The 23,544-nt window shown below is 60.4% G+C and carries 22 protein-coding genes; 1 reads left to right on the forward strand and 21 read right to left on the reverse strand.

The window, feature by feature from the left end; translation table 11 throughout:
• Positions 1 to 45 precede the first annotated feature (45 nt).
• The 7 genes from BLU24_RS20900 to flhA all read right to left on the reverse strand — a co-directional run bounded on the left by BLU24_RS20900 (position 46) and on the right by flhA (position 8,881).
• On the reverse strand, positions 46 to 2,316 hold the full coding sequence (locus tag BLU24_RS20900) for a chemotaxis protein CheA (RefSeq protein ID WP_093103432.1): 2,271 nt from the start codon (positions 2,314 to 2,316) through the stop codon (positions 46 to 48).
• Between the two features lie 54 nt (positions 2,317 to 2,370).
• Positions 2,371 to 3,159 carry a protein phosphatase CheZ gene (locus BLU24_RS20905; protein ID WP_042607546.1) on the reverse strand — a complete coding sequence of 263 codons (789 nt, stop codon included), beginning with the start codon at positions 3,157 to 3,159 and terminating at the stop codon, positions 2,371 to 2,373.
• Positions 3,160 to 3,176: 17 nt separating this feature from the next.
• A complete protein-coding gene (locus BLU24_RS20910; protein ID WP_024012118.1) occupies positions 3,177 to 3,548 on the reverse strand; it encodes a chemotaxis response regulator CheY in 372 nt (123 codons plus the stop codon).
• A 167-nt stretch (positions 3,549 to 3,715) separates the two neighbouring features.
• Positions 3,716 to 4,456, reverse strand: a complete 741-nt coding sequence (gene fliA / locus BLU24_RS20915; RefSeq protein WP_090282374.1) for an RNA polymerase sigma factor FliA — start codon at positions 4,454 to 4,456, stop codon at positions 3,716 to 3,718.
• Positions 4,453 to 5,283, reverse strand: a complete 831-nt coding sequence (gene fleN, locus BLU24_RS20920; RefSeq protein WP_016771060.1) for a flagellar synthesis regulator FleN — start codon at positions 5,281 to 5,283, stop codon at positions 4,453 to 4,455. The genes fliA and fleN overlap by 4 nt, the downstream gene beginning before the upstream one ends.
• A 116-nt stretch (positions 5,284 to 5,399) precedes the next feature.
• Positions 5,400 to 6,740, reverse strand: a complete 1,341-nt coding sequence (gene flhF / locus BLU24_RS20925; RefSeq protein ID WP_090282373.1) for a flagellar biosynthesis protein FlhF — start codon at positions 6,738 to 6,740, stop codon at positions 5,400 to 5,402.
• 11 nt (positions 6,741 to 6,751) lie between these two features.
• Positions 6,752 to 8,881 (reverse strand): flagellar biosynthesis protein FlhA, encoded by a 2,130-nt coding sequence (gene flhA, locus BLU24_RS20930; RefSeq protein ID WP_093103435.1) that lies wholly within the window; start codon positions 8,879 to 8,881, stop codon positions 6,752 to 6,754.
• Positions 8,882 to 9,401: 520 nt separating this feature from the next.
• Between flhA and BLU24_RS20935 the strand changes: the two genes are divergently transcribed.
• Entirely contained in the window at positions 9,402 to 9,761 is a 360-nt protein-coding gene (locus BLU24_RS20935) for a DUF6124 family protein (protein ID WP_093103438.1), read from the forward strand.
• Positions 9,762 to 9,940: 179 nt separating this feature from the next.
• Here BLU24_RS20935 and BLU24_RS20940 read toward each other — a convergent pair whose 3' ends face one another.
• From BLU24_RS20940 to fliJ, 14 genes are all read right to left on the reverse strand, one after another.
• Entirely contained in the window at positions 9,941 to 13,066 is a 3,126-nt protein-coding gene (locus tag BLU24_RS20940) for an Ig-like domain-containing protein (RefSeq protein WP_093103441.1), read from the reverse strand.
• 216 nt (positions 13,067 to 13,282) lie between these two features.
• The gene (gene flhB / locus BLU24_RS20945; RefSeq protein WP_093103443.1) at positions 13,283 to 14,422 is read right to left on the reverse strand and encodes a flagellar biosynthesis protein FlhB; all 1,140 of its coding nucleotides are present in this window, start codon (positions 14,420 to 14,422) and stop codon (positions 13,283 to 13,285) included.
• 3 nt (positions 14,423 to 14,425) lie between these two features.
• Positions 14,426 to 15,211 carry a flagellar biosynthetic protein FliR gene (gene fliR, locus BLU24_RS20950; RefSeq protein ID WP_093103445.1) on the reverse strand — a complete coding sequence of 262 codons (786 nt, stop codon included), beginning with the start codon at positions 15,209 to 15,211 and terminating at the stop codon, positions 14,426 to 14,428.
• A 3-nt stretch (positions 15,212 to 15,214) separates the two neighbouring features.
• Positions 15,215 to 15,484 carry a flagellar biosynthesis protein FliQ gene (gene fliQ, locus BLU24_RS20955; protein ID WP_016771067.1) on the reverse strand — a complete coding sequence of 90 codons (270 nt, stop codon included), beginning with the start codon at positions 15,482 to 15,484 and terminating at the stop codon, positions 15,215 to 15,217.
• Positions 15,481 to 16,239: a flagellar type III secretion system pore protein FliP gene (gene fliP, locus BLU24_RS20960; protein ID WP_093103448.1), complete on the reverse strand. Its 759-nt coding sequence runs from the start codon at positions 16,237 to 16,239 to the stop codon at positions 15,481 to 15,483. Before fliP ends, fliQ begins: the two co-directional genes overlap by 4 nt.
• A complete protein-coding gene (gene fliO, locus BLU24_RS20965) occupies positions 16,239 to 16,691 on the reverse strand; it encodes a flagellar biosynthetic protein FliO (protein WP_093103451.1) in 453 nt (150 codons plus the stop codon). Before fliO ends, fliP begins: the two co-directional genes overlap by 1 nt.
• Positions 16,692 to 17,150, reverse strand: a complete 459-nt coding sequence (gene fliN, locus BLU24_RS20970; RefSeq protein WP_016771070.1) for a flagellar motor switch protein FliN — start codon at positions 17,148 to 17,150, stop codon at positions 16,692 to 16,694.
• Positions 17,151 to 17,205: 55 nt separating this feature from the next.
• Positions 17,206 to 18,174 (reverse strand): flagellar motor switch protein FliM, encoded by a 969-nt coding sequence (fliM, locus tag BLU24_RS20975; RefSeq protein WP_003222890.1) that lies wholly within the window; start codon positions 18,172 to 18,174, stop codon positions 17,206 to 17,208.
• 9 nt (positions 18,175 to 18,183) lie between these two features.
• Positions 18,184 to 18,687, reverse strand: coding sequence for a flagellar basal body-associated protein FliL (fliL, locus tag BLU24_RS20980; RefSeq protein ID WP_093103454.1), 504 nt, complete (start codon positions 18,685 to 18,687; stop codon positions 18,184 to 18,186).
• A gap of 336 nt (positions 18,688 to 19,023) precedes the next feature.
• Complete coding sequence (locus tag BLU24_RS20985) at positions 19,024 to 20,394, reverse strand: flagellar hook-length control protein FliK (RefSeq protein ID WP_093103456.1); 1,371 nt, start codon at positions 20,392 to 20,394, stop codon at positions 19,024 to 19,026.
• A 104-nt stretch (positions 20,395 to 20,498) separates the two neighbouring features.
• Complete coding sequence (locus BLU24_RS20990) at positions 20,499 to 20,846, reverse strand: Hpt domain-containing protein (RefSeq protein WP_093103459.1); 348 nt, start codon at positions 20,844 to 20,846, stop codon at positions 20,499 to 20,501.
• Positions 20,847 to 20,876: 30 nt separating this feature from the next.
• The gene (locus BLU24_RS20995) at positions 20,877 to 22,580 is read right to left on the reverse strand and encodes an ATP-binding SpoIIE family protein phosphatase (protein ID WP_093103462.1); all 1,704 of its coding nucleotides are present in this window, start codon (positions 22,578 to 22,580) and stop codon (positions 20,877 to 20,879) included.
• Between the two features lie 5 nt (positions 22,581 to 22,585).
• Positions 22,586 to 22,891, reverse strand: a complete 306-nt coding sequence (locus tag BLU24_RS21000) for an STAS domain-containing protein (RefSeq protein ID WP_093103465.1) — start codon at positions 22,889 to 22,891, stop codon at positions 22,586 to 22,588.
• 198 nt (positions 22,892 to 23,089) lie between these two features.
• Positions 23,090 to 23,539: a flagellar export protein FliJ gene (gene fliJ / locus BLU24_RS21005; RefSeq protein ID WP_090282358.1), complete on the reverse strand. Its 450-nt coding sequence runs from the start codon at positions 23,537 to 23,539 to the stop codon at positions 23,090 to 23,092.
• Positions 23,540 to 23,544: the final 5 nt, after the last annotated feature.

Here is a 23,544-nt window from a genome sequence, read left to right on the forward strand (position 1 = left end):
ACTCCATTAGGTGCAGCGGGACGTCAGCGCCCCGCCGCCCCGGATTCAAATACGCCGTGCGGCGTAACGCTTGAGCATGCTTGGAACATCGAGAATCAGTGCAATGCGGCCGTCACCGGTGATGGTGGCGCCGGACATGCCCGGAGTGCCCTGCAGCATTTTGCCCAATGGCTTGATGACCACTTCTTCCTGGCCGACCAGTTGATCGACGACGAAGCCGATCCGCTGGGTGCCCACCGAAAGGATCACCACGTGGCCTTCACGCTGCTCTTCGTGAGCGGCGGAGCTGACCAGCCAGCGCTTGAGGTAGAACAGTGGCAGCGCCTTGTCTCGCACGATTACCACTTCCTGACCGTCGACGACGTTGGTGGTCGACAGGTCGAGGTGGAAGATCTCGTTGACGTTGACCAACGGGAACGCGAACGCCTGGTTGCCGAGCATGACCATCAGCGTCGGCATGATCGCCAGGGTCAATGGCACCTTGATGACGATCTTCGAGCCCTGGCCCTTGGTCGAGTAGATATTGATCGAACCGTTGAGCTGGGAAATCTTGGTCTTCACCACGTCCATGCCGACACCGCGGCCGGACACGTCGGAAATCTCGGTCTTGGTCGAGAACCCCGGAGCGAAAATCAGGTTGTAGCACTCGGTATCGCTCAGGCGATCGGCCGCGTCCTTGTCCATCACGCCGCGTTTTACCGCGATCGCACGCAGCACGTTCGGGTCCATGCCTTTGCCGTCATCGGAAATCGACAGCAGGATATGGTCGCCTTCCTGCTCGGCCGCCAGCACCACACGACCGCCACGGGCCTTGCCCGAGGCTTCGCGTTCTTCCGGCGACTCGATGCCGTGGTCGACAGCGTTGCGCACCAAGTGGACCAGCGGGTCGGCCAGGGCCTCGACAAGGTTTTTGTCGAGGTCGGTTTCTTCACCCACCAGTTCCAGGTTGATCTCTTTCTTGAGCTGACGCGCGAGGTCGCGGACCAGACGCGGGAAGCGCCCGAAGACCTTCTTGATCGGCTGCATCCGCGTTTTCATCACGGCGGTCTGCAGGTCAGCGGTGACCACGTCGAGGTTCGACACGGCCTTGGACATGGCTTCGTCGCCGCTGTTGAGGCCCAGGCGCACCAGACGGTTACGCACCAGCACCAGCTCGCCGACCATGTTCATGATTTCGTCGAGACGCGCAGTGTCGACGCGCACGGTGGTCTCGGCTTCGCTGGCCGGTTTTTCAGGCGGTGGCGAGGCAGGCGCACGGGCCGGAGCCGGTGCAGCAGCGGCCGGTTTTGGCGCTTCGGCTTTGGGTTCAGGCTTCGGCGCAGCTTTTGGCGCAGCAACGGCAGCAGCCGGAGCCTTGGCGGCCGGCGTGGCAACGCTTGATGCGGAGCCAGCCGTCGCGGCGCTGGCGTCAAACTTGCCTTTGCCGTGCAATTCGTCGAGCAGCGATTCGAATTCGTGGTCGCTGATCAGGTCGCTGCCGGCTGCGGCGGCGGCCGGTGCAGCAGGTGCAGCCGGGGCCGAAGCGATCGCCGATTCCAGCGCATCGACGGCGAAGTTGCCCTTGCCGTGCAGCTGATCAAGCAGAGCTTCGAATTCGTCGTCGGTGATGTCGGAGCTGTCGCCTTTGGCCGGTGCGGCAGGAGCCGCGGCGGTCGGTGCGACTGCGTCAGCCGCAAACTGACCTTTGCCGTGCAACTGATCGAGCAACGACTCGAACTCGGCGTCGGTGATTTCATCGCTGGCCGGCACATCGGCGGCCGGCGCAGGGGCCGCAGCGGCCGGGGCTTCGGCTTCGGCCTTGACGGCGTTCAGCGAGTCCAGCAACTGCTCGAATTCGTTATCGGTGATGTCGCCGGATGCGTCGCCTTCGACGACCAGTTCCTCGATCATCTCAGCCACTGGCGAAGCTGGGGCTTCGTCGGCGCTTTGCGGCTCGGCCAGACGCGCCAGCGCGGCCAGCAGTTCTGGCGTGGCGGCGGTGATCGGTGCACGCTCGCGGACTTCGCTGAACATGCTGTTCACCGCGTCCAGTGCTTCGAGCACGACGTCCATCAGTTCTGCATCAACGCGACGCTCACCCTTACGGAGGATGTCGAACACGTTTTCGGCGATGTGACAGCACTCCACCAGCTCATTGAGCTGAAGGAAGCCGGCGCCCCCTTTTACAGTGTGGAAACCGCGAAAAATTGCGTTGAGCAGGTCTGCGTCATCCGGGCGGCTTTCCAGCTCGACCAGTTGTTCGGACAGTTGCTCAAGAATCTCGCCGGCCTCAACCAGGAAATCCTGAAGGATCTCTTCATCGGCGCCGAAGCTCATTAATGGGGTGCTCCTACAGGTCTAAAAACCCAAAAAACCCGAAATTCCGAAAATCTAGAATCCAAGGCTGGATAACAAATCGTCCACATCGTCCTGACCGGACACAACGTCTTCTCGTTTATCGGCATGAATCTGCGGACCTTCACCCTGCGAGAGATGTTTTTGTGGATCTTTTTCGGCAAGCATCGCGGCACGGTCATGTTCGATGCCCGCAAAGCGGTCGACCTGACTGGCCATGAGGACGAGTTTGAGCAGATTGCTTTCGACTTCGGTGACCAGTTGGGTCACGCGCTTGATCACCTGACCGGTGAGGTCCTGGTAATCCTGGGCCAGCAGGATGTCGTTGAGATTGCTCGACACCGCACGGTTGTCCGTGCTGCTGCGTGACAGAAAACCGTCGACCCGGCGCGCCAGCTCGCGGAACTCTTCAGCCCCGACCTCGCGACGCATGAAGCGACCCCAATCGGCGCTCAACGTCTGGGCTTCATCGGCCAGACTGTTGACCACTGGCGTGGCGCTTTCCACCAGATCCATGGTGCGGTTGGCCGCGGCTTCCGTCAGCTTGACCACATAGCCCAGGCGTTCGGTGGCGTCGGTGATTTGCGACACTTCCTCGGCCTGCGGCATGTGCGGATCGATCTGGAAATTGACGATCGCACTGTGCAGTTCACGCGTGAGCTTGCCCACTTCCTGATACAGGCCACGGTCACGGGTCTGATTGAGCTCATGGATCAGTTGCACCGCGTCGCCGAACCTGCCTTTTTCAAGGCTCTCGACCAGTTCGACCGCGTGTTTTTTCAGGGTCGATTCAAAATCGCCCTGTGAAGATTCGTTATGCTCCATAGCTCCCCCGCGCGTTCTCAGCCGATGCGTTCGAAAATCTTCTCGATTTTGTCTTTCAACGCCTGAGCCGTGAAAGGTTTGACCACGTAGCCGTTCACACCGGCCTGAGCGGCTTCGATGATCTGCTCACGCTTGGCTTCAGCGGTCACCATCAACACTGGCAGGTGCTTGAGTTTTTCATCGGCGCGCACGTGGCGCAGCAGGTCGATACCGGTCATGCCCGGCATGTTCCAGTCCGTTACCAGAAAGTCGATGCTGCCGCTGTTGAGCACCGGAATGGCAGTGGTGCCATCGTCGGCCTCGACGGTGTTGGTGAACCCAAGATCGCGCAGCAGGTTCTTGATGATCCGCCGCATCGTTGAGAAGTCATCAACGATGAGGATTTTCATGTCTTTGTTCAATTCGACCTCCAAGCAGTCTTAAACGCGCCCAGCACCTGGACGCGCCACTTCAATCAATCGGCGCAGCACTTAAAGTTTGTCTGGAGCACAACGGATCGAGACCGGCGCCGCTCATCACCGCACCAGCCTCGTTTCGCAGTGTCCCCACACTGCCTTCAGCGCGCTCGCCACTCCCCCAAACGCCCCCGCAAACGGGCCGCGCACTGGCTGTGTAACTGGCTGACCCGCGATTCACTGACGCCAAGGACTTCACCGATCTCCTTGAGGTTCAGCTCTTCGTCATAGTACAGCGCCAACACCAGTCGCTCACGCTCCGGCAAATTGGCAATCGCGTCCGCCAGCGCCGTCTGGAAGCGTTCATCTTCCAGATCGCGTGACGGCTCCATATGAGCACTGGCGCCATCCTCGTGCAGCCCTTCGTGTTCGCCGTCCTGCAAGAGGTCGTCGAAACTGAACAGGCGGCTGCCCAAAGTGTCATTCAGAATCCCGTAATAATCGTCGAGACTCAATTGGAGTTCGGCCGCAACCTCGTGATCTTTAGCGTCACGGCCGGTTTTAGCTTCAATCGAGCGAATTGCGTCGCTGACCATCCGGGTATTGCGGTGGACCGAGCGTGGCGCCCAATCCCCTTTGCGCACTTCATCGAGCATCGCGCCGCGGATTCGAATGCCCGCGTACGTTTCGAAACTGGCGCCCTTGCTGGCGTCGTATTTGGTCGACACTTCGAGCAGGCCGATCATACCGGCCTGGATCAGGTCTTCGACCTGCACACTGGCCGGCAAACGTGCCAGCAAGTGATAGGCAATGCGCTTGACCAGTGGCGCGTAACGCTCGATCAACTCGTACTGCGCGTCACGCGCCGACTTCTTGTAAAGATTCATGCCACTGGCGGTCATATCACAGGCCCTGCGGTTTGCTGCACGAGACGCTCGACGAAAAACTCCAGGTGGCCGCGCGGGTTGGCCGGCAACGGCCACGTGTCGACCTTCTGCGCGATGGCCTTGAAGGCCAGGGCGCACTTGGAGCGTGGAAAGGCTTCGTAGACGGCGCGTTGTTTCTGCACGGCCTTGCGCACGCTTTCGTCATACGGGACGGCGCCTACGTATTGTAGGGCGACGTCAAGGAAACGGTCCGTGACCTTGGTCAACTTGGCGAACAGGTTGCGCCCTTCCTGCGGGCTCTGCGCCATGTTGGCGAGGACGCGGAAGCGGTTCATGCCGTAATCGCGGTTGAGCAATTTGATCAGTGCGTAGGCGTCGGTGATCGAGGTCGGCTCGTCACACACCACCAGCAACACTTCCTGCGCGGCGCGGACGAAACTGACCACCGAGTCACCAATGCCCGCAGCGGTGTCGATCACCAGCACGTCGAGATTGTCGCCGATGTCGCTGAACGCCTGAATCAGGCCGGCGTGCTGCGCCGGGCTCAGGTGGACCATGCTCTGCGTGCCGGACGCCGCCGGCACGATGCGAATCCCGCCCGGGCCCTGCAACAGCACGTCGCGCAGTTCACAGCGGCCTTCGATCACGTCGGCCAGCGTGCGTTTGGGGGTCAGCCCCAGCAGAACGTCGACGTTCGCCAGACCGAGGTCGGCGTCCAGCAGCATGACCCGACGGCCAAGCTCTGCCAGCGCCAGCGACAAGTTCACTGACACGTTAGTCTTGCCGACGCCACCTTTGCCGCCGGTCACCGCGATCACCTGTACGGGATGCATGCTGCCCATGTTATTTCTTTACCTTGTCTTGCATAGACGGAGGCCACATTACTGGCTGCGCGTTCCGGATCGGAACAATGCGTGGCAGACCATCGATGTAGGTACAAAAACTGTTCATGATTACCTCAGCCAACCTGCTTGGTCGGGCTGTGATAGATATCAGCGAACATGTCAGCCATGGCTTCTTCGCTGGGTTCTTCCTGCATTTGCACGCTGACGGCGCGGCTGACCAGTTGATGACGGCGCGGCAGATGCAGATCATCCGGAATCCGTGGGCCATCGGTCAGGTACGCGACCGGCAATTCATGACTGATCGCCAGGCTCAACACTTCACCAAGACTGGCTGTTTCATCCAGTTTAGTCAGAATGCAGCCGGCCAGCCCGCAACGCTTGTAACTATGATAAGCGGCGGTTAGAACCTGTTTCTGGCTGGTGGTTGCCAGGACCAGATAATTTTTTGAGCGAATGCCCCGCCCGGCCAGACTTTCCAGCTGCATGCGCAGCGCCGGATCGCTGGCCTGCAGGCCGGCGGTATCGATCAGCACCACGCGCTTGCGCAGCAGCGGATCGAGCGCCTGCACCAGCGACTGGCCCGGATCGACGTGGGTCACCGGCACATTGAGAATGCGCCCCAGGGTCTTGAGTTGTTCCTGCGCACCGATGCGGAAGCTGTCCATGCTCACCAGCGCCACATTCTGCGCGCCGTACTTGAGCACATAACGCGCCGCCAGCTTGGCCAGCGTGGTGGTCTTGCCCATGCCCGCCGGGCCGACCATCGCAATCACACCGCCCTCTTCCAGCGGCTCGACTTCCGGTACGGCAATCATCCGCGCCAGATGCGCGAGCAACATGCGCCAGGCCTGACGCGGCTCTTCGATATCGGTGATCATCGACAGCAGATCACGCGACAGCGGGCCGGACAGGCCGATGCGCTGCAGACGGCGATACAGATTGGCTTGCGCCGGGCGGCTGCCCTGCAGCTGATTCCACGCCAGCGTGCCGAGCTGCACTTCCATCAGTTCGCGCAGGCTGTTCAACTCAAAACGCATCGAATCCAGCGCACGCGGATCGACGCCCGCCGAAGCCTGCGCAGGCGCTGCGGCCGGACGCGCCGGTGCAGCGTAGGTCGGCTCGGTCAACGGTTCGGCAGCGGTCAGCGGCAGGCCGGCCGTCAACGGCAGCCCGGCGAACAACTGCTGATTGGTGTTGCCGTCGGCTTCGCCACGCAGGCTCAATTCGGCCTGTGCGGTGACGATGCGCGACTGGGTCTTGCGCAGCTCGTCCTCGAGTTCCATGTTCGGAACCCGTGGCGCCAGCGCCGACAATTTGTAATCCAGTGCTGCCGTCAACTCGACGCCGCCGGCAATGCGGCGGTTACCGATGATGGCGGCATCAGCGCCCAGCTCATCGCGAACCAGCTTCATGGCCTGACGCATATCGGCGGCGAAAAAACGCTTAACTTGCATAAACCACTACCTCAGCCGTTGGGCCCTACTGTCGCAACGATGGTCACTTGCTTGTTGTCCGGTATTTCCTGGTAGGCCAGCACATGCAGTCCGGGGACGGCGAGGCGGCCGAAGCGCGAGAGCATCGCGCGGATCGGGCCGGCAACCAACAGGATCACCGGCTGACCTTGCATTTCCTGACGCTGCGCCGCTTCGATCAACGAACGTTGCAGCTTCTCGGCCATGCTTGGCTCCAGCAGAACGCCCTCTTCCGAGCCTTGTCCTGCCTTCTGCAGACTATTGAGCAATATCTGTTCCAACCTTGGTTCCAATGTGATCACAGGCAGCTCGGACTCAGTGCCTACAATGCTTTGGACGATTGCACGGGATACGCCGACCCGCACGGCAGCCACCAGCGCGGCGGTATCTTGACTCTTGGCGGCGTTGTTGGCGATGGCTTCGGCGATGCTGCGGATATCGCGCACCGGCACGTGTTCGGCAAGCAACGCCTGCAGCACTTTGAGCAACTGCGACAGCGAAACCACACCCGGCACCAACTCTTCAGCCAGTTTCGGCGAGCTCTTGGCCAGCAATTGCATGAGTTGCTGGACTTCTTCGTGGCCGATCAGCTCACTGGAGTGCTTGTACAGAATCTGGTTCAAGTGCGTCGCAACCACGGTGCTGGCGTCGACCACGGTGTAGCCAAGCGATTGCGCCTGGGCGCGCTGGCTGATTTCGATCCACACCGCCTCCAGACCAAAAGCCGGATCTTTGGCGTTGATACCGTTGAGCGAGCCGTAGACCTGGCCCGGGTTGATCGCCAGCTCGCGATCCGGGTAGATCTCGGCCTCCGCCAGGATCACGCCCATCAGCGTCAGGCGATAAGCACTCGGCGCCAGATCGAGGTTGTCACGGATGTGCACGGTCGGCATCAGGAAGCCCAGATCCTGCGAGAGCTTCTTGCGCACGCCCTTGATCCGCGCCAGCAACTGCCCACCCTGATTGCGGTCCACCAGCGGAATCAGGCGGTAGCCGACTTCCAGGCCGATCATGTCGATCGGCGTGACGTCGTCCCAGCCCAGTTCCTTGGTTTCCATGGCGCGGGCAGGCGACGGCAGCAGTTCCTGCTGACGCTTGACCTCTTCCAGCGCCACGACCTTGGCGACGTTCTGCTTTTTCCAGAACAGGTAGGCGCCGCCAGCGGCCAGCGCGGCCATGCTCAGGAAAGAGAAATGCGGCATGCCCGGCACCAGGCCCATCACCGCCATCAAACCTGCGGCCACGGCCAGCGCTTTCGGCGAGGCGAACATCTGCCGGTTGATCTGCTTGCCCATGTCTTCCGAGCCGGAAGCACGGGTCACCATGATCGCCGCCGCTGTTGATAACAACAGTGATGGCAATTGCGCCACCAAACCGTCACCGATGGTCAGCAAGGCGTAAACCTTGCCCGCATCGCCGAAACTCATGCCGTGCTGGAAGATACCCACGGCCATGCCGCCGATGAGGTTGATGAACAGAATCAGCAGGCCGGCGATGGCGTCACCGCGGACGAACTTGCTGGCACCGTCCATCGAACCGTAGAACTCCGCCTCCTGGGCGACTTCCTGACGGCGCGACTTGGCTTGATTCTGGTCGATCAGGCCGGCGTTGAGGTCGGCGTCAATCGCCATTTGTTTGCCGGGCATCGCATCGAGGGTGAAGCGCGCGCTCACCTCGGAAATCCGCCCGGCACCCTTGGTCACCACGACGAAGTTGATGATCATCAGGATCGCGAACACCACGATACCGACCACGTAGTTACCGCCGATCACCACCTCACCGAAGGCCTGGATCACTTTACCGGCTGCGGCATGGCCGTCCTGACCGTGGAGCATCACCACCCGCGTCGAGGCCACGTTCAGTGCCAGTCGCAACAGCGTCGCGACCAGCAGAATGGTCGGGAACACGGCGAAATCCAGCGGCCGCAGCGCATACACGCAGACCAGCAGGACCACGATCGACAGCGCGATGTTGAAGGTAAAGAAGACGTCGAGCAGGAACGGCGGCACCGGCAACATCATCATCGCCAGCATCACCAGCAGCAACAACGGCACACCCAGATTGCCTCGACTGAGGTCGGCAACGTTTGTGCGAGCAGTGTTGAATAACTGAGAGCGATCCACCGGTTTTCCCCGTTCCTTTAAAGCAAACTTTTGACGCCCCGAACGGGCGCAGGGCGGCTATTGCAAGAAGCCTTCCAACTTTTGCAAAGGACTGAAAAACACGGCCAGTGTAGGAGCGAGCCTGCTCGCGAAGAGGCCCTCATGTCCGGCACAAATTTCTTGATTTAAACGAAGCGGTTTAAAAGACACCTGCAGACACGGTCTCAAGGCTACAAATCCTTGCGCCATTGCCTACAGCCAAGCCAGAATCCGCCGGCTTGTGCGCTTTGGGGTCGGGTTCTATTGTGGTCCGGTCGCTGACGAATCAGCGATCGGGTTTAGCGATCCGCCTCTAACAGACGCAGCAACGCCGGTTCCAGTGCAATTGATTACCTGCACTTGATGCAATGGTGGCTGTGCGTGGGAGACCTTCGGGTCTACCCGGGGTTTCTGTGACCCGGATCGCTAACCTGCGTACAGCCGCCACCTATACTTGTTTAGCGATAAGCCGTGGCGGCTAAATCAACCACGGAGTTTTGCCATGACCAAACCAACCCCCAACCCACCCGCAACCGACCCCACCTCCCCCTACGAATCCCTCGACTCCACCAAGCTCCACGACGCCGCCGACCGCGCCCTCGACCACTACCTCTGCCCGCCCGGCTCGCCGCCACCGCCGCGTAAAAAACGCACGATGTACGCCGTGACCGCGGATTTCAAAAACGAAGAACTGCTGGCCAACGCCTGCGAAACCCTCGCCTCGGCCAGAACCATCGCCAATGACTTCGCCAATCTCATCCCCGCCTCGCAACGCAGAACGCTGCTGGGGATTGCGCAATTGATCATGCTTGGGGAATTGGCGGTGAGTCGGGCGCTGGATAATCTGGAGCTGCCGCAGTAGCCGCGCCCCCATGATCGTTCCCACACTCTGCGTGGGAATGCAGCCCGGGACGCTCCGCGTCCCCTCCAGAGGCCGAACGGTGAGCGTCCGTTAAGGCATTCCTTTGCTACGCGTAGGAACGATCAAAATATAGAGGCGCACGGGAAAACTCTCCCGGCGCCTGACAAGTCTCATGTACGTCAGGTCAAGTGATAAGCCATCCACCGTTTACGGACCGCGTTGCCCGCGACTGATAAGCTTGCGCCCGCCAGAACTCCGTTATCCAACAGTTCGTAATAGACGACGTAGGGAGTGGCAAAGGAAAGGTTAATAGCGAAAAAACGGCCATAATATGTCCCTCTTGCACCGAACAGGGGAGTCAAGTCGACGAAATTCGCCTGCAGGTGGCCCGCGCCGAGCGGCCGGTTATCGTTGTAAATACGGGTGGCTCCGGATTGGCTAAGCCAGGAATGCGCCTCGGCTGCCGTCATGAACGCCTCGCTCATTCCAAGCCGATAAACATTCGTCACTTGCACGGAATACGAAACCTTTTGCTGATGGGCATCCATCACGGTGATGGTGGTCGTTCCGTTATGCCTACCGGCAACCTTGCCATTGGCGTCAACCGTCGCTATGCCAGCATTAGCCGATTGATAGGTATAGGGCGTTCGGCCGCCCGTTGGCACGCGCACCTGCACGTTGTTTACGACCTCCCGCTCGCGTAATCCGTAGGCTGTACCACCCACCACTTTTACGCCATTGAGCAACATAGTGGCGGTATTGATCGCCAGCGCCTCCGTAACCTTCACCGTGTACTTCACCACCGGAAGCTTCAGCGCAGAGTCCTCGGTGTCCGTGCTGCGCAACGCTATTTTGCAGGTCAACTCACAGGTAGCGAGATCCTTGAGCGCATAGAACCAGCTGCGGTCAGCCTTGACGCTGATGCCCTGAGTGATTTCTTCAGCAGTCAATACGATACCGGCGCGCAACGGTAATGGCTCGGACCCTTCACTGGTGACAGTGAGCCAGACCCGCTGCCCGGCCACAGCAATCGGCAGCGGTGGCTTCACCACGCACGTGAGATCAGTCTTGATAATTCTCAGATCGATAAACGGCACAGCCCCCGCTTCCACAATCTGCGGATGGGTCAGGGCGGGATCCATGTCGCTGATTGTTTTCACTTGCAACATCAAAGGTCTGGATTGCACCGTCTTACCGTTTCTGATCAGCTCGGAGCGCAGCTCAACCTGTTCTCCAAGATTGTGCGCAATGAATGACGGCGGCAGAGAAAAAAATGCTTTGTCTACATTCAACGGTTGCGGTTCAAACGTCGGCGAACCTTCTCCAGGCGCGCCTTTAACCAGTAGCCGAACCTGATCACCCGGGCGTGGACTGGCTATCTGTATGCGTGCTCTGACGCCTTCATGGTTTTCCAACGGGTCAAGCACGCCATCCGGAGCGCGGCGAACCGTAGGCGGCTGCAACGACTGCGCCGGGTCTCCGATATAAAACTCGAGCAATGCGGATGACTTAGGCAGTTCGTCTGGCCGCTCGATCCACCAAAGCAGATTGAAGAACTGCTCCCGATTAAGCTCGATGGTATCCCAGTCCAGCCTGAACCGGAGCGGCTCGTCGACCGGCATTTGCTCGATCGGCAAGGAGTCCCGGTAGCCCATCCCGCCCGCATCTCCTCGACCTTCCACATGCACCACATCGCCCAAAAGGGTATAGGCGGCCGCCGCAATCCGGATATCCGTGCCATGCGGCACATGCAACGGATTGAGCACGTCGGCAATGATGCCATCCACTTTCGGCGCAGGCAGGGCAGGAACAAGCTCCCCGATGCGCGCAGTCGTCACTTCAGAAGCCAACGCAGGTTTCAACGTGGCATGACTGACGTGATACGACACACGGACCGACCCTCTGATCAATGGCGCGATATCTTCGGTGGTCACGCTGAAGGGGATGGCGCGGCCAACCAACCGGTCACTGACGTCGCGGTAAGCCTGATACAAGTGCGGACGGCCGGAGGCACTGGTGCCCATCCAGGTCAGTGTGACTCTGAAGCCCTTCTTTATCCGGGCATCGGGACCGCAAAACACCGTGGTCAGGCTCAGCGCGGGGTCGAGGGTACCGCCAACCAGATCCGCTATTTTCGGAGCGGGCAGTCGCAACGTTTTCCCAAGCAACGCGAAGATGTAGACCTGGGAGCGATCATCTGGGCCATCTGCCTTGATGCGCAGGTAATCCACTTGCACCTGCCCGGGCGCGCTGGCCTTTAAAACGCTATTAGGAATATTGAAAGACTGAATGCCGAGACGAGTAATCGTCTGCTCTTCACTGTGCTCGACCACTTCACCGCTTTGTGTCTTGGCCTTCCATCGAAGCAGTAGTTTCTCCTTCAGCGCAAAGCCAGGGCGCGTAATGATCTGAGCCCCCAGATCATCGAGTCCAACCTCATCAAGGCTGACCTTATCTTCATTGGCAAGAGGGACGACTACCGGACCAAGCCAGACATTCGCCGGATCGCTGATGACCGTCGCGCGCTCCGAGAAATCGCTGACGTTTTCCACCTGATCTTTAATCTGATAGACCACTACGGCGGGATTGGCGGGCCCCGCATGCTCAATATTTTCTTTCGTAACGAGCACACTGATTGCTTTTCCGACGTCGCTCCCCTTTACCGTGTAAGGGGCGACTTCAACGCCGTGGAACGAGAGGATCAATACGTCCCCCTCTGTCATGAATAGCCAGGGGGGGATGGTCGCTATAAAGCCGTTTGCAGCGGCATCCTTGTCAATGACCTCCCCCTCTTTGAACGGCAGTTGAGCCGGTTTGAGACGCTGATGGCCGGGCATATCCGGCTCGGGATCGATGCCGCCCGGAGGATCGATCTTGAACCAGACCTCGAGTTGCGCCCCTTCAGGCGGCTGACCGCTTTTGCGCGAAATCGCGTAGCGCAGGGTGTGCACGCCAGGCAGCACTTTGTCCGCGGGAATATGCATCACGACGTCATGATCACCGTGATCAGCCGGCAATACCGCCGTATCGACCAAATTCTGATCAATGTAGAGACCAATCGTGTCGTCTTTGGCCATATTCAGATAGGCCTGCACCAGCACCCGCAGCCCCTTGGCACTGGTAAAAAGCATGGGGCGGTTGACCCCGACTTGCGCCGGTGGAAAAACGATATCAGTAAACTGCCCGGGAATATTGGGCGGAAAGAGGGAAAAAAGGCCCAGCCCTCCGCTTGGATCGAAAGGAACGACGTCATGTTGCGTATCGTCGATAACGTCCTCAATCGGCATCTCCATCAAACCAGTCATCGCCCTGCTCCTGAAAAATCCGTAGCGGTTTGCCAGGGATCTGCAGAGGACATTGGATACTTGACGCAAACATCCGACCACTGTCAGAACTAACAGGTGCGCGCAGGTTTCAGACGAACGGCGCTGACGAAGCAGGAGGAAACTTTGTCGTTCGCGAGCGCACCTGTAAGAGTTGACAGTGAAGGGAGATCTCAGACCAATGCCTGCGCAGCAACGTCAGGAATCGCGACGCAAATCCGGCGGAATCGGCAAGTCATCCTTCAGCGGGTCAGGCCGCTTGCCCTTGCCGGCTCGGTACTGGCGGATCTGATAGACGTACGCCAGCACCTGCGCCACCGCCAGATACAGCCCGCCAGGAATCTCCTGATCCAGCTCGGTGGAGTAGTAGATCGAGCGCGCCAGGCCCGGCGATTCGAGGAGCATGACGTTGTTGGCGACGGCGATTTCGCGGATTTTCAGGGCGAGGAAGTCGCTGCCCTTGGCCAGCAGCACCGGTGCGCCGCCCTTCTCCGAGTCGTATTTGAGCGCGACGGCGTAGTGGGTCGGGTTGGTGATGACCACGTCGGCGTCGGGAATCGCGGCCATCATGCGGCGCTGGGACATTTCGCGCTGGGTCTGGCGGATGCGCTGTTTGACTTCCGGGCGGCCTTCCTGATCCTTGTGTTCGTCACGCACTTCCTGCTTGGTCATCAGCAGTTTCTTGTGCGCTTCCCACAGCTGCACCGGCACGTCGACAGCGGCAATGATGATCAGGCCGCAGGCCAGCCACAAGGTACTCCAGCCGACCAGCAACACGCTGTGAATGATCGCCTGATCCAGCGGCTCATGGGCAATGCGCAACAGGTCATCGACGTCGGCCGACAGCACCAGCAGCGCCACACCGAGGGTGATCAGAAACTTGGCCAGCGCCTTGAGCAGTTCGACCACGGCCTTGAACGAGAACATCCGTTTCAGGCCGGCGGCCGGGTTCATCCGGCTGAACTTGGGGGCCAGCGAACCGGCGGCGAACAGCCAGCCGCCGAGGGAGATTGGGCCGACGATGGCGGCGATCAACAAGGTGATCATCACCGGCTGAATCGCCAGCAGCGCCATCAGGCCCGACTGCATCAAGAAGCGGCCCATGGCGCCCTGATCCATCACCACTTCGCGGGACAGGCTGAAGTTCAGGCGCATCAGCTCCATCAATTCTTGCGCGAGCATGCCGCCGAAGATCAGCAATGCCGCGGCACCAGCCATCATCACGGCGAGGGTGTTGAGCTCTTTGGAGCGGGCAATCTCACCCTTTTCACGGGAGTCCTTTTTGCGTTTCTCCGTGGGGTCTTCTGTTTTGTCCTGACCGCTTTCGCTCTCTGCCATGACTCAGCGCGCCTGTGCCAGTTCACGTAGCAACCGCAAGGCCTCGCTGGCCAGCGGCTGATACTGGTTGAGAATGTCCGCCAGCCCGACCCAGACAATGAACAGGCCGAGCACCAGGGTCAGCGGAAAACCGATCGAGAAAATGTTCAGTTGCGGCGCGGCGCGGGTCATCACGCCGAAGGCGATGTTGACCACCAGCAGCGCGGTCACCGCCGGCAACACCAGCAACAACGCGGCGCCGAGCACCCAGCCGAGCTTGCCGGCCAGTTCCCAGTAGTGAGCGGTCATCAGACCGCCGCCGACCGGCAGCGTGGTGAAGCTTTCAGTGAGGACTTCGAAGACCACCAGATGGCCGTTCATCGACAGGAACAACAGCGTCACCAGCATGGTGAAGAACTGCCCGATCACCGCCACCGAAACGCCGTTGGTGGGGTCGATCATCGAGGCGAAGCCCATGCCCATCTGGATCGCGACGATCTGCCCGGCCACGGCAAATGCCTGAAAGAACAATTGCAGGGAAAAACCCAGTACCGCGCCGACCAGAATCTGCTCGGCGATCAGCAGCAGGCCGCTCAGATCCAGCGGGCTGACAGCTGGCATCGGTGGCAGCGCCGGGGTAATCACCACCGTGATCGCCACTGCAAAATACAGGCGCACGCGCCGTGGAATCAGGGTGGTGCCGAAGATCGGCATGACCATCAGCATCGAGGCGACGCGAAACAGCGGCAACATGAACGACGCCACCCAGGTGCTGATCTGGGTGTCGGTCAGCTGAAGCAGCGATTGCATGGCTTAGCCGATGACCATCGGAATGTTTTTGTACAGCTGGATGATGTATTCCATGAACGTCTGCACGATCCACGGACCGCCGATGATCAGCGTCACCAGCATCACCAAAAGACGCGGCAGAAAGCTCAAGGTCTGTTCGTTGATCTGCGTCGCGGCCTGAAACATCGACACCAGCAGGCCGACCAACAGGCTCGGCACCACCAGAATGGCGACCATCATGGTGGTCAGCCACAGCGCTTCACGAAAGATATCGACCGCGACTTCCGGCGTCATGGCGAAACACCTCCAAAACTGCTGGCGAGGGTGCCGATGATCAGCGCCCAGCCATCGACCAGCACGAACAGCATGATCTTGAACGGCAGCGAAATGATCAGCGGCGAGAGCATCATCATACCCATGGCCATCAGCACACTCGCGACGACGAGGTCGATGATCAGAAACGGGATGAAGATCATGAAGCCGATCTGGAACGCGGTTTTAAGCTCGGAGGTGACGAACGCCGGCACCAGAATGGTCAGCGGTGCCTGATCCGGAGTGGCGATGTCGGTGCGCTTGGACAAGCGCATGAACAGCTCCAGATCGCTGGTGCGGGTCTGGGCGAGCATGAAGTCCTTGATCGGCACCTGGGCCTTTTCCACCGCTTGCTGCGCGGTGAGGGTTTCGGCCAGATACGGTTGCAGCGCGTCCTTGTTCACCCGATCGAACACCGGGGCCATGATGAACAGGGTGAGGAACAGCGCCATGCCGGTGAGGATCTGGTTCGACGGCGTCTGCTGCAGGCCGAGGGCCTGACGCAGGATCGAGAAGACAATGATGATCCGCGTGAAACTGGTCATCAGGATCACGGCCGCCGGAATAAAACTCAGGGCGGTCATGATCAGCAGAATCTGCAGGCTGACCGAGTATTCCTGCGCGCCCTCGGCGTTGGTGCCGAGGGTGATCGCCGGGATCGACAACGGATCGGCAGCCAATGCCAACGGCGCGGCCAGCATCAGGGCCAGCGTCAAGACGATGCGGAGCGCAGCCATTACTTCGTATCCTTCTGATCCTTGCCGAGAATCTTCAGCAGATGCTGGGCAAATTCCGGTGTGGCTTTTTCGCTGGCGGTGGGCACTTCGACCGGCTCTTTGAGTACATGCAGCGCAGTGATGCTGCCGGGGCTGAGGCCGAGCAGAATCTGCTCGTTGCCAACCTGCACCAGCATCAACCGGTCACGCGGGCCGAGCGCGCGCGAACCGATCAGCTCGATCACCTGGCCCTTGCCCGCCGGACCTGCCTGCTGCACCCGACGCAACAGCCAGGCGAGGAAGAAGATCAGGCCCAGCACCAGCAGCAGGCCGAACACCAATTGCGTCAATTGCCCGGCCACGCCGCTGTTGACCATCGGCGCGGTGGCGGCAGGCGCAGCAGTGGAAGCGCTCGGCTCGGCGGCCAGCACGCTCAGCGGCAAGGCCAGCAATGCCCAGAGAAAACGTTTCACTCAGCGCAGCTTCTTGATGCGTTCGCTTGGGCTGATCACGTCGGTCAGGCGGATGCCGAACTTTTCGTTGACCACTACGACTTCGCCGTGGGCGATCAGGGTGCCGTTAACCAACACGTCCAGCGGCTCGCCGGCCAGACGATCAAGCTCGATCACCGAACCCTGGTTGAGTTGCAGCAGGTTGCGGATGTTGATGTCGGTGCTGCCGACTTCCATCGAGATCGATACCGGGATGTCGAGAATCACGTCCAGGTTCGGGCCGTCGAGGGTTACCGGGTCGTTGTTTTTCGGCACGCTGCCGAATTCTTCCATCGGCAGGCGATTGGAGCTCGAAGTACCGGCGTCGGCGGCCAGCAGCGCATCAATGTCAGCCTGGCCGGCGTCACCGGTTTCTTCCAGGGCCGCAGCCCATTCATCGGCCAGTGCCTGATCGTCCTGCGCGTTCATATCGTCGTTCATCATGTGTCCTCGGCGGGCAACAATTCGGTTAAATGCGGGGGTTGAAAGCGTCGCCTCAGCGACGCTCGATCGGCTCGATCACTTGCAACGCGAGGTTGCCTTTGTGCGAGCCCATCTTGACCTTGAAGGCCGGCACGCCGTTGGCGCGCATGATCATGTCTTCCGGCATCTCGACCGGGATCACGTCACCCGGCTGCATGTGCAGGATGTCGCGCAGTTTCAACTGGCGACGGGCCACGGTGGCGCCGATCGGCACGTCGACATCGAGCACGTCCTGGCGCAGGGCATTGACCCAGCGCTCGTCCTGGTCGTCGAGGTCGGACTGGAAACCGGCGTCGAGCATTTCGCGCACTGGCTCGATCATCGAATACGGCATCGTGACGTGCAGATCACCGCCACCGCCATCGAGCTCGATGTGGAAGGTGGAGACAACGATCGCTTCGCTCGGGCCGACGATGTTGGCCATGGCCGGGTTCACTTCCGAGTTGATGTACTCGAAGTTGACTTCCATGATCGCCTGCCAGGCTTCTTTCAGATCGACGAACGCCTGTTCCAGCACCATGCGCACCACGCGCAGTTCGGTCGGGGTGAATTCACGCCCTTCGATCTTCGCGTGACGGCCGTCGCCGCCGAAGAAGTTGTCCACCAGCTTGAACACCAGTTTGGCGTCGAGGATGAACAGCGCGGTGCCACGCAACGGTTTGATCTTGACCAGGTTGAGGCTGGTCGGCACGTACAGCGAGTGCACGTATTCGCCGAATTTCATCACCTGCACGCCGCCGACGGCAACGTCCGCCGAGCGGCGCAGCATGTTGAACATGCTGATGCGGGTGTAGCGGGCGAAACGCTCGTTGATCATTTCCAGGGTCGGCATGCGTCCACGGACGATGCGATCCTGGCTGGTCAGGTCGTAGCTTTTGACACTGCCGGGTTCGGCAGCGTTATCGGTCTGTACCAGACCATCGTCGACGCCATGCAACAGCGCGTCGATTTCATCCTGGGACAGCAGATCCTGCACGGCCATGTCGTGTTCCTACTGCAATACGAAATTAGTGAAAAGCAACTGTTCGATGACCACCTTGCCCAGCTCTTTCTGCGCCACTTCCTGAACGCTGGCGGTGGCCTTCTGGCGCAACATCTCTTGCCCGACCGGGGTCGCCAGCGTGGCGAAATCCTGACCGGAGAAGAGCATCACCAGGTTGTTGCGGATCACCGGCATGTGCACTTTGAGCGCATCCAGATCGGCCTGGTTACGCGCCAGCATGGTGATGCTCACCTGCATGTAGCGCTGACGGCCGTTCTGGTTGTAGTTGGCTACGAAGGCCGGCGCCATCGGCTCGAAGATCGCCGGCTGCTTGCCGACCGGCGCAGCTTCGGCGGCCTCGGCAGGTTTGCTCTGGGCGCTGTGCATGAAGAACCAGGTCGCCCCTACGGACGCACCGATGGCCAACAGCAAGGCCAGCACGATCACAATGATCAGCTTGAGTTTGCCTTTGGTTGCCGGGTCTTTTACCGCTGCTGCTTCGCTCTTCGCCATGCCAATAATCCGTCACTAATCGGGGGTTTTACAGTTGCACGGCTAGGCAAGAGCAAGTGTTATGCCAGAAGTGTCGGAGGGTGCGCAGACAACGCCAAAGTCAAAAAGCCACCCTCACCCCAGCCCTCTCCCGGAGGGAGAGGGAGCAGATTGAGTCGGGTTTTGGTTATGCATTGACCTGAAAGACCGAGTCGATTCCGAGTCGGATGACAAGGGGCGCGCCTCAACTGGATTCAGCGCAAAACGATCAGGACGGCGCACATCCTGAGCATTCCCCAATCAGTCCCCTCTCCCTCTGGGAGAGGGCTAGGGTGAGGGGCTCTTGATCTGAAGCAGTCAGGCGTAATAGTCGACCGCGCTGCTGCCAATCACGCTGGTGGTCTGCGCTGCCACTTCAGTCACGCTGGCCGGTGCCGGTTCTTCGTCCACCGAATCGAGGCGACCGCCGGCAGCGCTGGTGCGGCCGCTCTGGTTCTGCTGCGCCTGCTCCTGGCCTTGCTGGCCCTGCCAGCCACGGTTCTGGTCGGCGACATTGACGTCGACCTGGCCCATGCCCTGCTGGTTGAACATGTCGCGCAGGCGATGCATCTGGCTGTCGAGCGCTTCACGTACGCTTGGGTGCGCACTCATGAACGTCACCTGCGTCTGCTGGTCCGGGACCATATTCACGCGGATGTCCAGACGCCCGAGTTCGGCCGGTTGCAGCTGAATGTCCGCCGCTTTGAGATTGGCGCTCGACAGATACATGACGCGGTTGACCACTTCTTCAGTCCAGCCGCTCTGGTGCATGGCGATCGGCTGATTCACCGGCACTGCATTGGCGGTCTTCGGCGTGGCGGCCTGGGTCAGTGCCGCCAAGCGGTTGGCGAAGTCATCGACGCGGGTATCGCTGGTCGCTGATGTCAGGTCCTTGAGGCCATCGTCGATCAAGCCGCTGAACGCTTTCTCGCCGCCCTGGCTGGTGCTGTCCTTGTCGGATTGCACGTCGAGCATGCTGGCCATGCCGGCCGCGAAATTTTGTGCCGCAGTCAATTCACCGTCGGCCTGAGCCTGGGCCGGCGAGGCTTTCGGTTGCGCCTGGCTGGCGGCGGAAATATGCCCGCCCTGCTCCATCGCCATGCGCACGGCCGGCAGCGAATCGAGCGGGTCGGCGGACGGATCGAAATCGCTGGCGGGGGTAACCGCCGGATCTTTGACCATGCCCGGCAGAGCGACCAATGCAGGCGTCTCGGCTTCCGGCTGCGCAGTGGCGACGACGGCAGGCGTCTGCACGACAGGCGCGGCGATCAGCGGTTGCGCAGCGGCAACCAATGCCGGATCCAGCGCAGGATCAACCGGCGGAGCTTCTACGACTGGAGTCTGCGGAGCGTCCGAGTTGGCATCGCTATCGGCGGAAGTGTAATCGCTGGCTGCGGCTTTATCGGCAGGCAAGTCGTTGCCGCTATCGGCAACCGCCGGCTGCGCAGCGGCAGACGGATCCTTGCCGAGGTCTTTTTTGCCGCTGCTATCGGCGACCTTGTCGCGCGCCGGTTTGGGCGAATTGTCAGCGCTGGCGACGGGCTTGTTCGGACCCTGATCAGCGAACACTTTGGCGAAGCTGGAGGCTTTATCCCCGGTGTCTGCGGCCATTGCCGGCGTTTTGGCCGAGGCGGCTTGCGCCTTGGCCTGAGCGGCATTCTGAATGAGGATGTTGGGGGTCGCAGGCATGAAACGGTCTCCGCTGCACTGGGATCGTAGGTACAGTTGCGGAGTTATCTGCAAGTGCCGGGCCAGATCTTGCCGGCGCTTGGGAAAAGCGCCGGACGGCCGGATCAGTGGGTATGGGCGTGGTGCTTTTCGCCTTCGTACACAGGACGCACGTCAGCGAACTCACCGGCAATTCTGGCAACCAGCTGCGCGCGCGCTTCTGGCGTCTTGTCTTTGGCGTTCGACTCCAGATCCTGGCATAACGCAGCCAGTCGAACCGCGCCCATATTACTGGCGCTGCCCTTGAAGCTATGGGCAACTTCCGCCAACGCCTTGGCGTCCGCTGCATTGCGCAGTTCTGCCAGGCGACTTTCGGAATCTGCCAGAAAAGTCTCCAGAAGCTCTGGATAACCCTCCTCCATCACTTCACGCAATACGCTCAGCGCATCACGATCTACATGTATGTCAGTCACTTGCTCACTCCTTGATCAAGAATGGGCGGATTATGCCTCAATCCCCCAGAAAAACTCCACGCAGGCACTACGACCGTCGTCCGCCCAGCAGGCGTTATGCCCCAATTGCCGGACCAGGCCGACACCGCGACCCGACAGACGGAGCCCTTCCAGCGGCCGCTCCATGACCCTGGCTACATCGAAACCCTTGCCGCTGTCCTCGACCCGAATCAGCAGACCACCACCCGCGCCGCGCGGATGCACCTGCAGATGCACCCGGACAAATCCATCCTGCAGCGCTTCGAGGCGGTCATTGCGTTGCTGATAATAAAGCGCAAAACCCGCCGCATCGCGCTTGAGGCTGGAGTCCAGGCCGAGCACGCCATGCTCCAGCGCATTGGAATACAACTCGGCCAGCACGCTGTAGAGCGCGCCACTTTGTGCGCGCAGCCCGTGCACCTCCTGCAACAGTTGCAACAGATACGGCAAAGGATTGAAGCGCTTGAGCGTGGCACCACGGAATTCGAAACTCACCGACCAGTCCAGCGGGCTCGATTGCCCACTGTCGGAATAGACCGGCGCCAGATTTTGCCCCGGCGCAGATTCGAGCAGGCTGACCTCGACCATGCTGACGTCGTCACGCGCCTCGCCACCGAAATCGCGCAGCGCTTGCTCGATGTCCTCGAACAAGCGATCTGCCTGTCGATTGGCGGCGAACACCTGCTGCAAGCGCTCGACGCCGAACAACTGGTCATTGCCATCGCCGGTATCGATGACCCCGTCCGACAACAGGAACACCCGATCATCGATGGCCATCGGATACACGTCGGTGCGGTCGTCGAAGGTCTCGGCGCTGAGAATGCCCAGCGGTAAATGTCCGGATGGCAACGGCACCCGCTCGCCGGTGGCCATGCGGTGCAGATAACCGTCCGGCATGCCGCCATTCCACACCTCCACCGAACGGCTCTGGAAACTCAAACAGAGCAGTGTGGCGCAGCAGAACATGTCCACCGGCAGAATGCGCTTGAGCTTGGCGTTCATCTCACGCAGGGTTTCAGCCAGGCCGTAGCCTTTGGCGGTCATCCCGTAAAACACTTCGGCCAGCGGCATCGCCCCGACCGCCGCCGGCAAGCCGTGGCCAGTGAAGTCACCGAGCATGACGTGCATGTCACCGGCCGGTGTGTAGGCCGCCAGCAGCAGGTCACCGTTGAACAGCGCGTAGGGCGATTGCAGATAACGAATGTTCGGCGCGCTCAGGCAACCGGAATGCGCAACCTTGTCGAACACCGCTTTGGCGACGCGCTGTTCGTTGAGCAGATAATCGTGGTGTCGGGCAATCTGGTCGCGTTGCTGCAGGACCGTTGCCTGCAAACGACGCAAGCGATCCATTGCCTTGATTTTGGCGGCGAGGATCACCTGGTTGTACGGCTTCGCCAGAAAGTCGTCACCGCCCGCCTCCAGGCAGCGGACCAACGCTTCGCTTTCGGTCAGCGAGGTGAGGAAAATGATGGGTACCAGCGTCTCGCCTGCCAGTGCCTTGATCAGGCGCGCGGCTTCGAAGCCGTCCATCACTGGCATCAGCGCGTCCATCAGGACCAGATCCGGATGTTGCCGCTTGAAGGTGTCGACCGCCTCGGCACCGTTCGCTGCTGTCAGCACGTGATGGCCCTGACGACGGACGATGGTCGACAGCAGCAACCGATCGGCAGCGCTGTCTTCGGCGATCAGCACGGTCAGCGGCTCTTGCGCCTGCATGGCCGTCAACTGATGTCGAACAGTTTGTCGAAGTTGGAGATGGCGAGGATCTTGCGCACGTCGGAGTTGCTGTTAATCACCTGCACATCCGAGTTATCACCGCCGGCGTGGTCACGCAACAAAAGCAACATGCCTAGCGCGGAGCTGTCGAGGTAGGTGGCTTCTTTCAGGTCAATCACAATGGATTCGGGCTTCTTTGCAAGTCGCTCATACGACTCGCGAAATTCCTGATGGCGACCGAAATCGAACCGCCCCTTGATCGCGATCGTGAGTTTTTGACCATCGGGTGATACTTCTGTAACGACTGACATTGACTGGCTTCCTTGTCATTGACGAACCTGTACAAGGTTTAGCACCTGGATGGTGATGGGGCAAGGCGCAACGGTTGATCCTATGTGGGAACAAGTGTGGGAGCGAGCCTGCTCGCGAAAGCATCCTGTCAGTTGACTACAGGGTTGACTGACACGGCGCTTTCGCGAGCAGGCTCGCACAGGGGATTTGGGTAAAGTCTAGAAGGCATCACGCCGCGGCAGGCGCTGGGACAATTCATCCAGTAACTTCTGCTCGCGCTTGTCTTCCAGACGCTGCGCCTCGTCGCGGTAACGCTGGACCAGTTTGCGCAAACCCTCGACGCGAGCGAACGCCTGTTGCCACTCATTGCGTGCCTTGTCGAGGTTGTTCTGGTGCCAGACCAGACTCTGGCGCTGCTGGTCGACGGCGGTGTCGAGCTGCGCCAGAAAGCCCTGAAACCCGAGCAGCCATTGACCGGACACGCCGGTGCTGCCGCGCACGATCCATTGCTGCGAGTAATCCAGACGAAAGGCATTGAGGTCGGCGAGCTTGCTCTCGGCGACTGTCACCTGCCCCTGGAAATAAGCCATGCGTTGCACGGCGGTTTTCTCGGCCTTCTCGGCCATTTCCACCACCGGTGCCAGGCGCGCGGCGCGGCTGACGGCCATGACCG

Source organism: Pseudomonas sp. Z003-0.4C(8344-21) (assembly GCF_900104975.1).
Lineage (GTDB): Bacteria > Pseudomonadota > Gammaproteobacteria > Pseudomonadales > Pseudomonadaceae > Aquipseudomonas > Aquipseudomonas granadensis.

Coding starts and splice junctions, on each gene's coding strand:
- BLU24_RS20900 (WP_093103432.1), bottom strand. CDS start 2,316: ATGAGCTTCGGCGCCGATGAAGAGATCCTTCAGGATTTCCTGGTTGAG.
- BLU24_RS20905 (WP_042607546.1), bottom strand. CDS start 3,159: ATGGAGCATAACGAATCTTCACAGGGCGATTTTGAATCGACCCTGAAA.
- BLU24_RS20910 (WP_024012118.1), bottom strand. CDS start 3,548: ATGAAAATCCTCATCGTTGATGACTTCTCAACGATGCGGCGGATCATC.
- fliA (WP_090282374.1), bottom strand. CDS start 4,456: ATGACCGCCAGTGGCATGAATCTTTACAAGAAGTCGGCGCGTGACGCG.
- fleN (WP_016771060.1), bottom strand. CDS start 5,283: ATGGGCAGCATGCATCCCGTACAGGTGATCGCGGTGACCGGCGGCAAA.
- flhF (WP_090282373.1), bottom strand. CDS start 6,740: ATGCAAGTTAAGCGTTTTTTCGCCGCCGATATGCGTCAGGCCATGAAG.
- BLU24_RS20935 (WP_093103438.1), top strand. CDS start 9,402: ATGACCAAACCAACCCCCAACCCACCCGCAACCGACCCCACCTCCCCC.
- BLU24_RS20940 (WP_093103441.1), bottom strand. CDS start 13,066: ATGACTGGTTTGATGGAGATGCCGATTGAGGACGTTATCGACGATACG.
- flhB (WP_093103443.1), bottom strand. CDS start 14,422: ATGGCAGAGAGCGAAAGCGGTCAGGACAAAACAGAAGACCCCACGGAG.
- fliR (WP_093103445.1), bottom strand. CDS start 15,211: ATGCAATCGCTGCTTCAGCTGACCGACACCCAGATCAGCACCTGGGTG.
- fliQ (WP_016771067.1), bottom strand. CDS start 15,484: ATGACGCCGGAAGTCGCGGTCGATATCTTTCGTGAAGCGCTGTGGCTG.
- fliP (WP_093103448.1), bottom strand. CDS start 16,239: ATGGCTGCGCTCCGCATCGTCTTGACGCTGGCCCTGATGCTGGCCGCG.
- fliN (WP_016771070.1), bottom strand. CDS start 17,150: ATGAACGACGATATGAACGCGCAGGACGATCAGGCACTGGCCGATGAA.
- fliM (WP_003222890.1), bottom strand. CDS start 18,174: ATGGCCGTGCAGGATCTGCTGTCCCAGGATGAAATCGACGCGCTGTTG.
- fliL (WP_093103454.1), bottom strand. CDS start 18,687: ATGGCGAAGAGCGAAGCAGCAGCGGTAAAAGACCCGGCAACCAAAGGC.
- BLU24_RS20985 (WP_093103456.1), bottom strand. CDS start 20,394: ATGCCTGCGACCCCCAACATCCTCATTCAGAATGCCGCTCAGGCCAAG.
- BLU24_RS20995 (WP_093103462.1), bottom strand. CDS start 22,580: ATGCAGGCGCAAGAGCCGCTGACCGTGCTGATCGCCGAAGACAGCGCT.
- BLU24_RS21000 (WP_093103465.1), bottom strand. CDS start 22,891: ATGTCAGTCGTTACAGAAGTATCACCCGATGGTCAAAAACTCACGATC.
- fliJ (WP_090282358.1), bottom strand. CDS start 23,539: ATGGCCGTCAGCCGCGCCGCGCGCCTGGCACCGGTGGTGGAAATGGCC.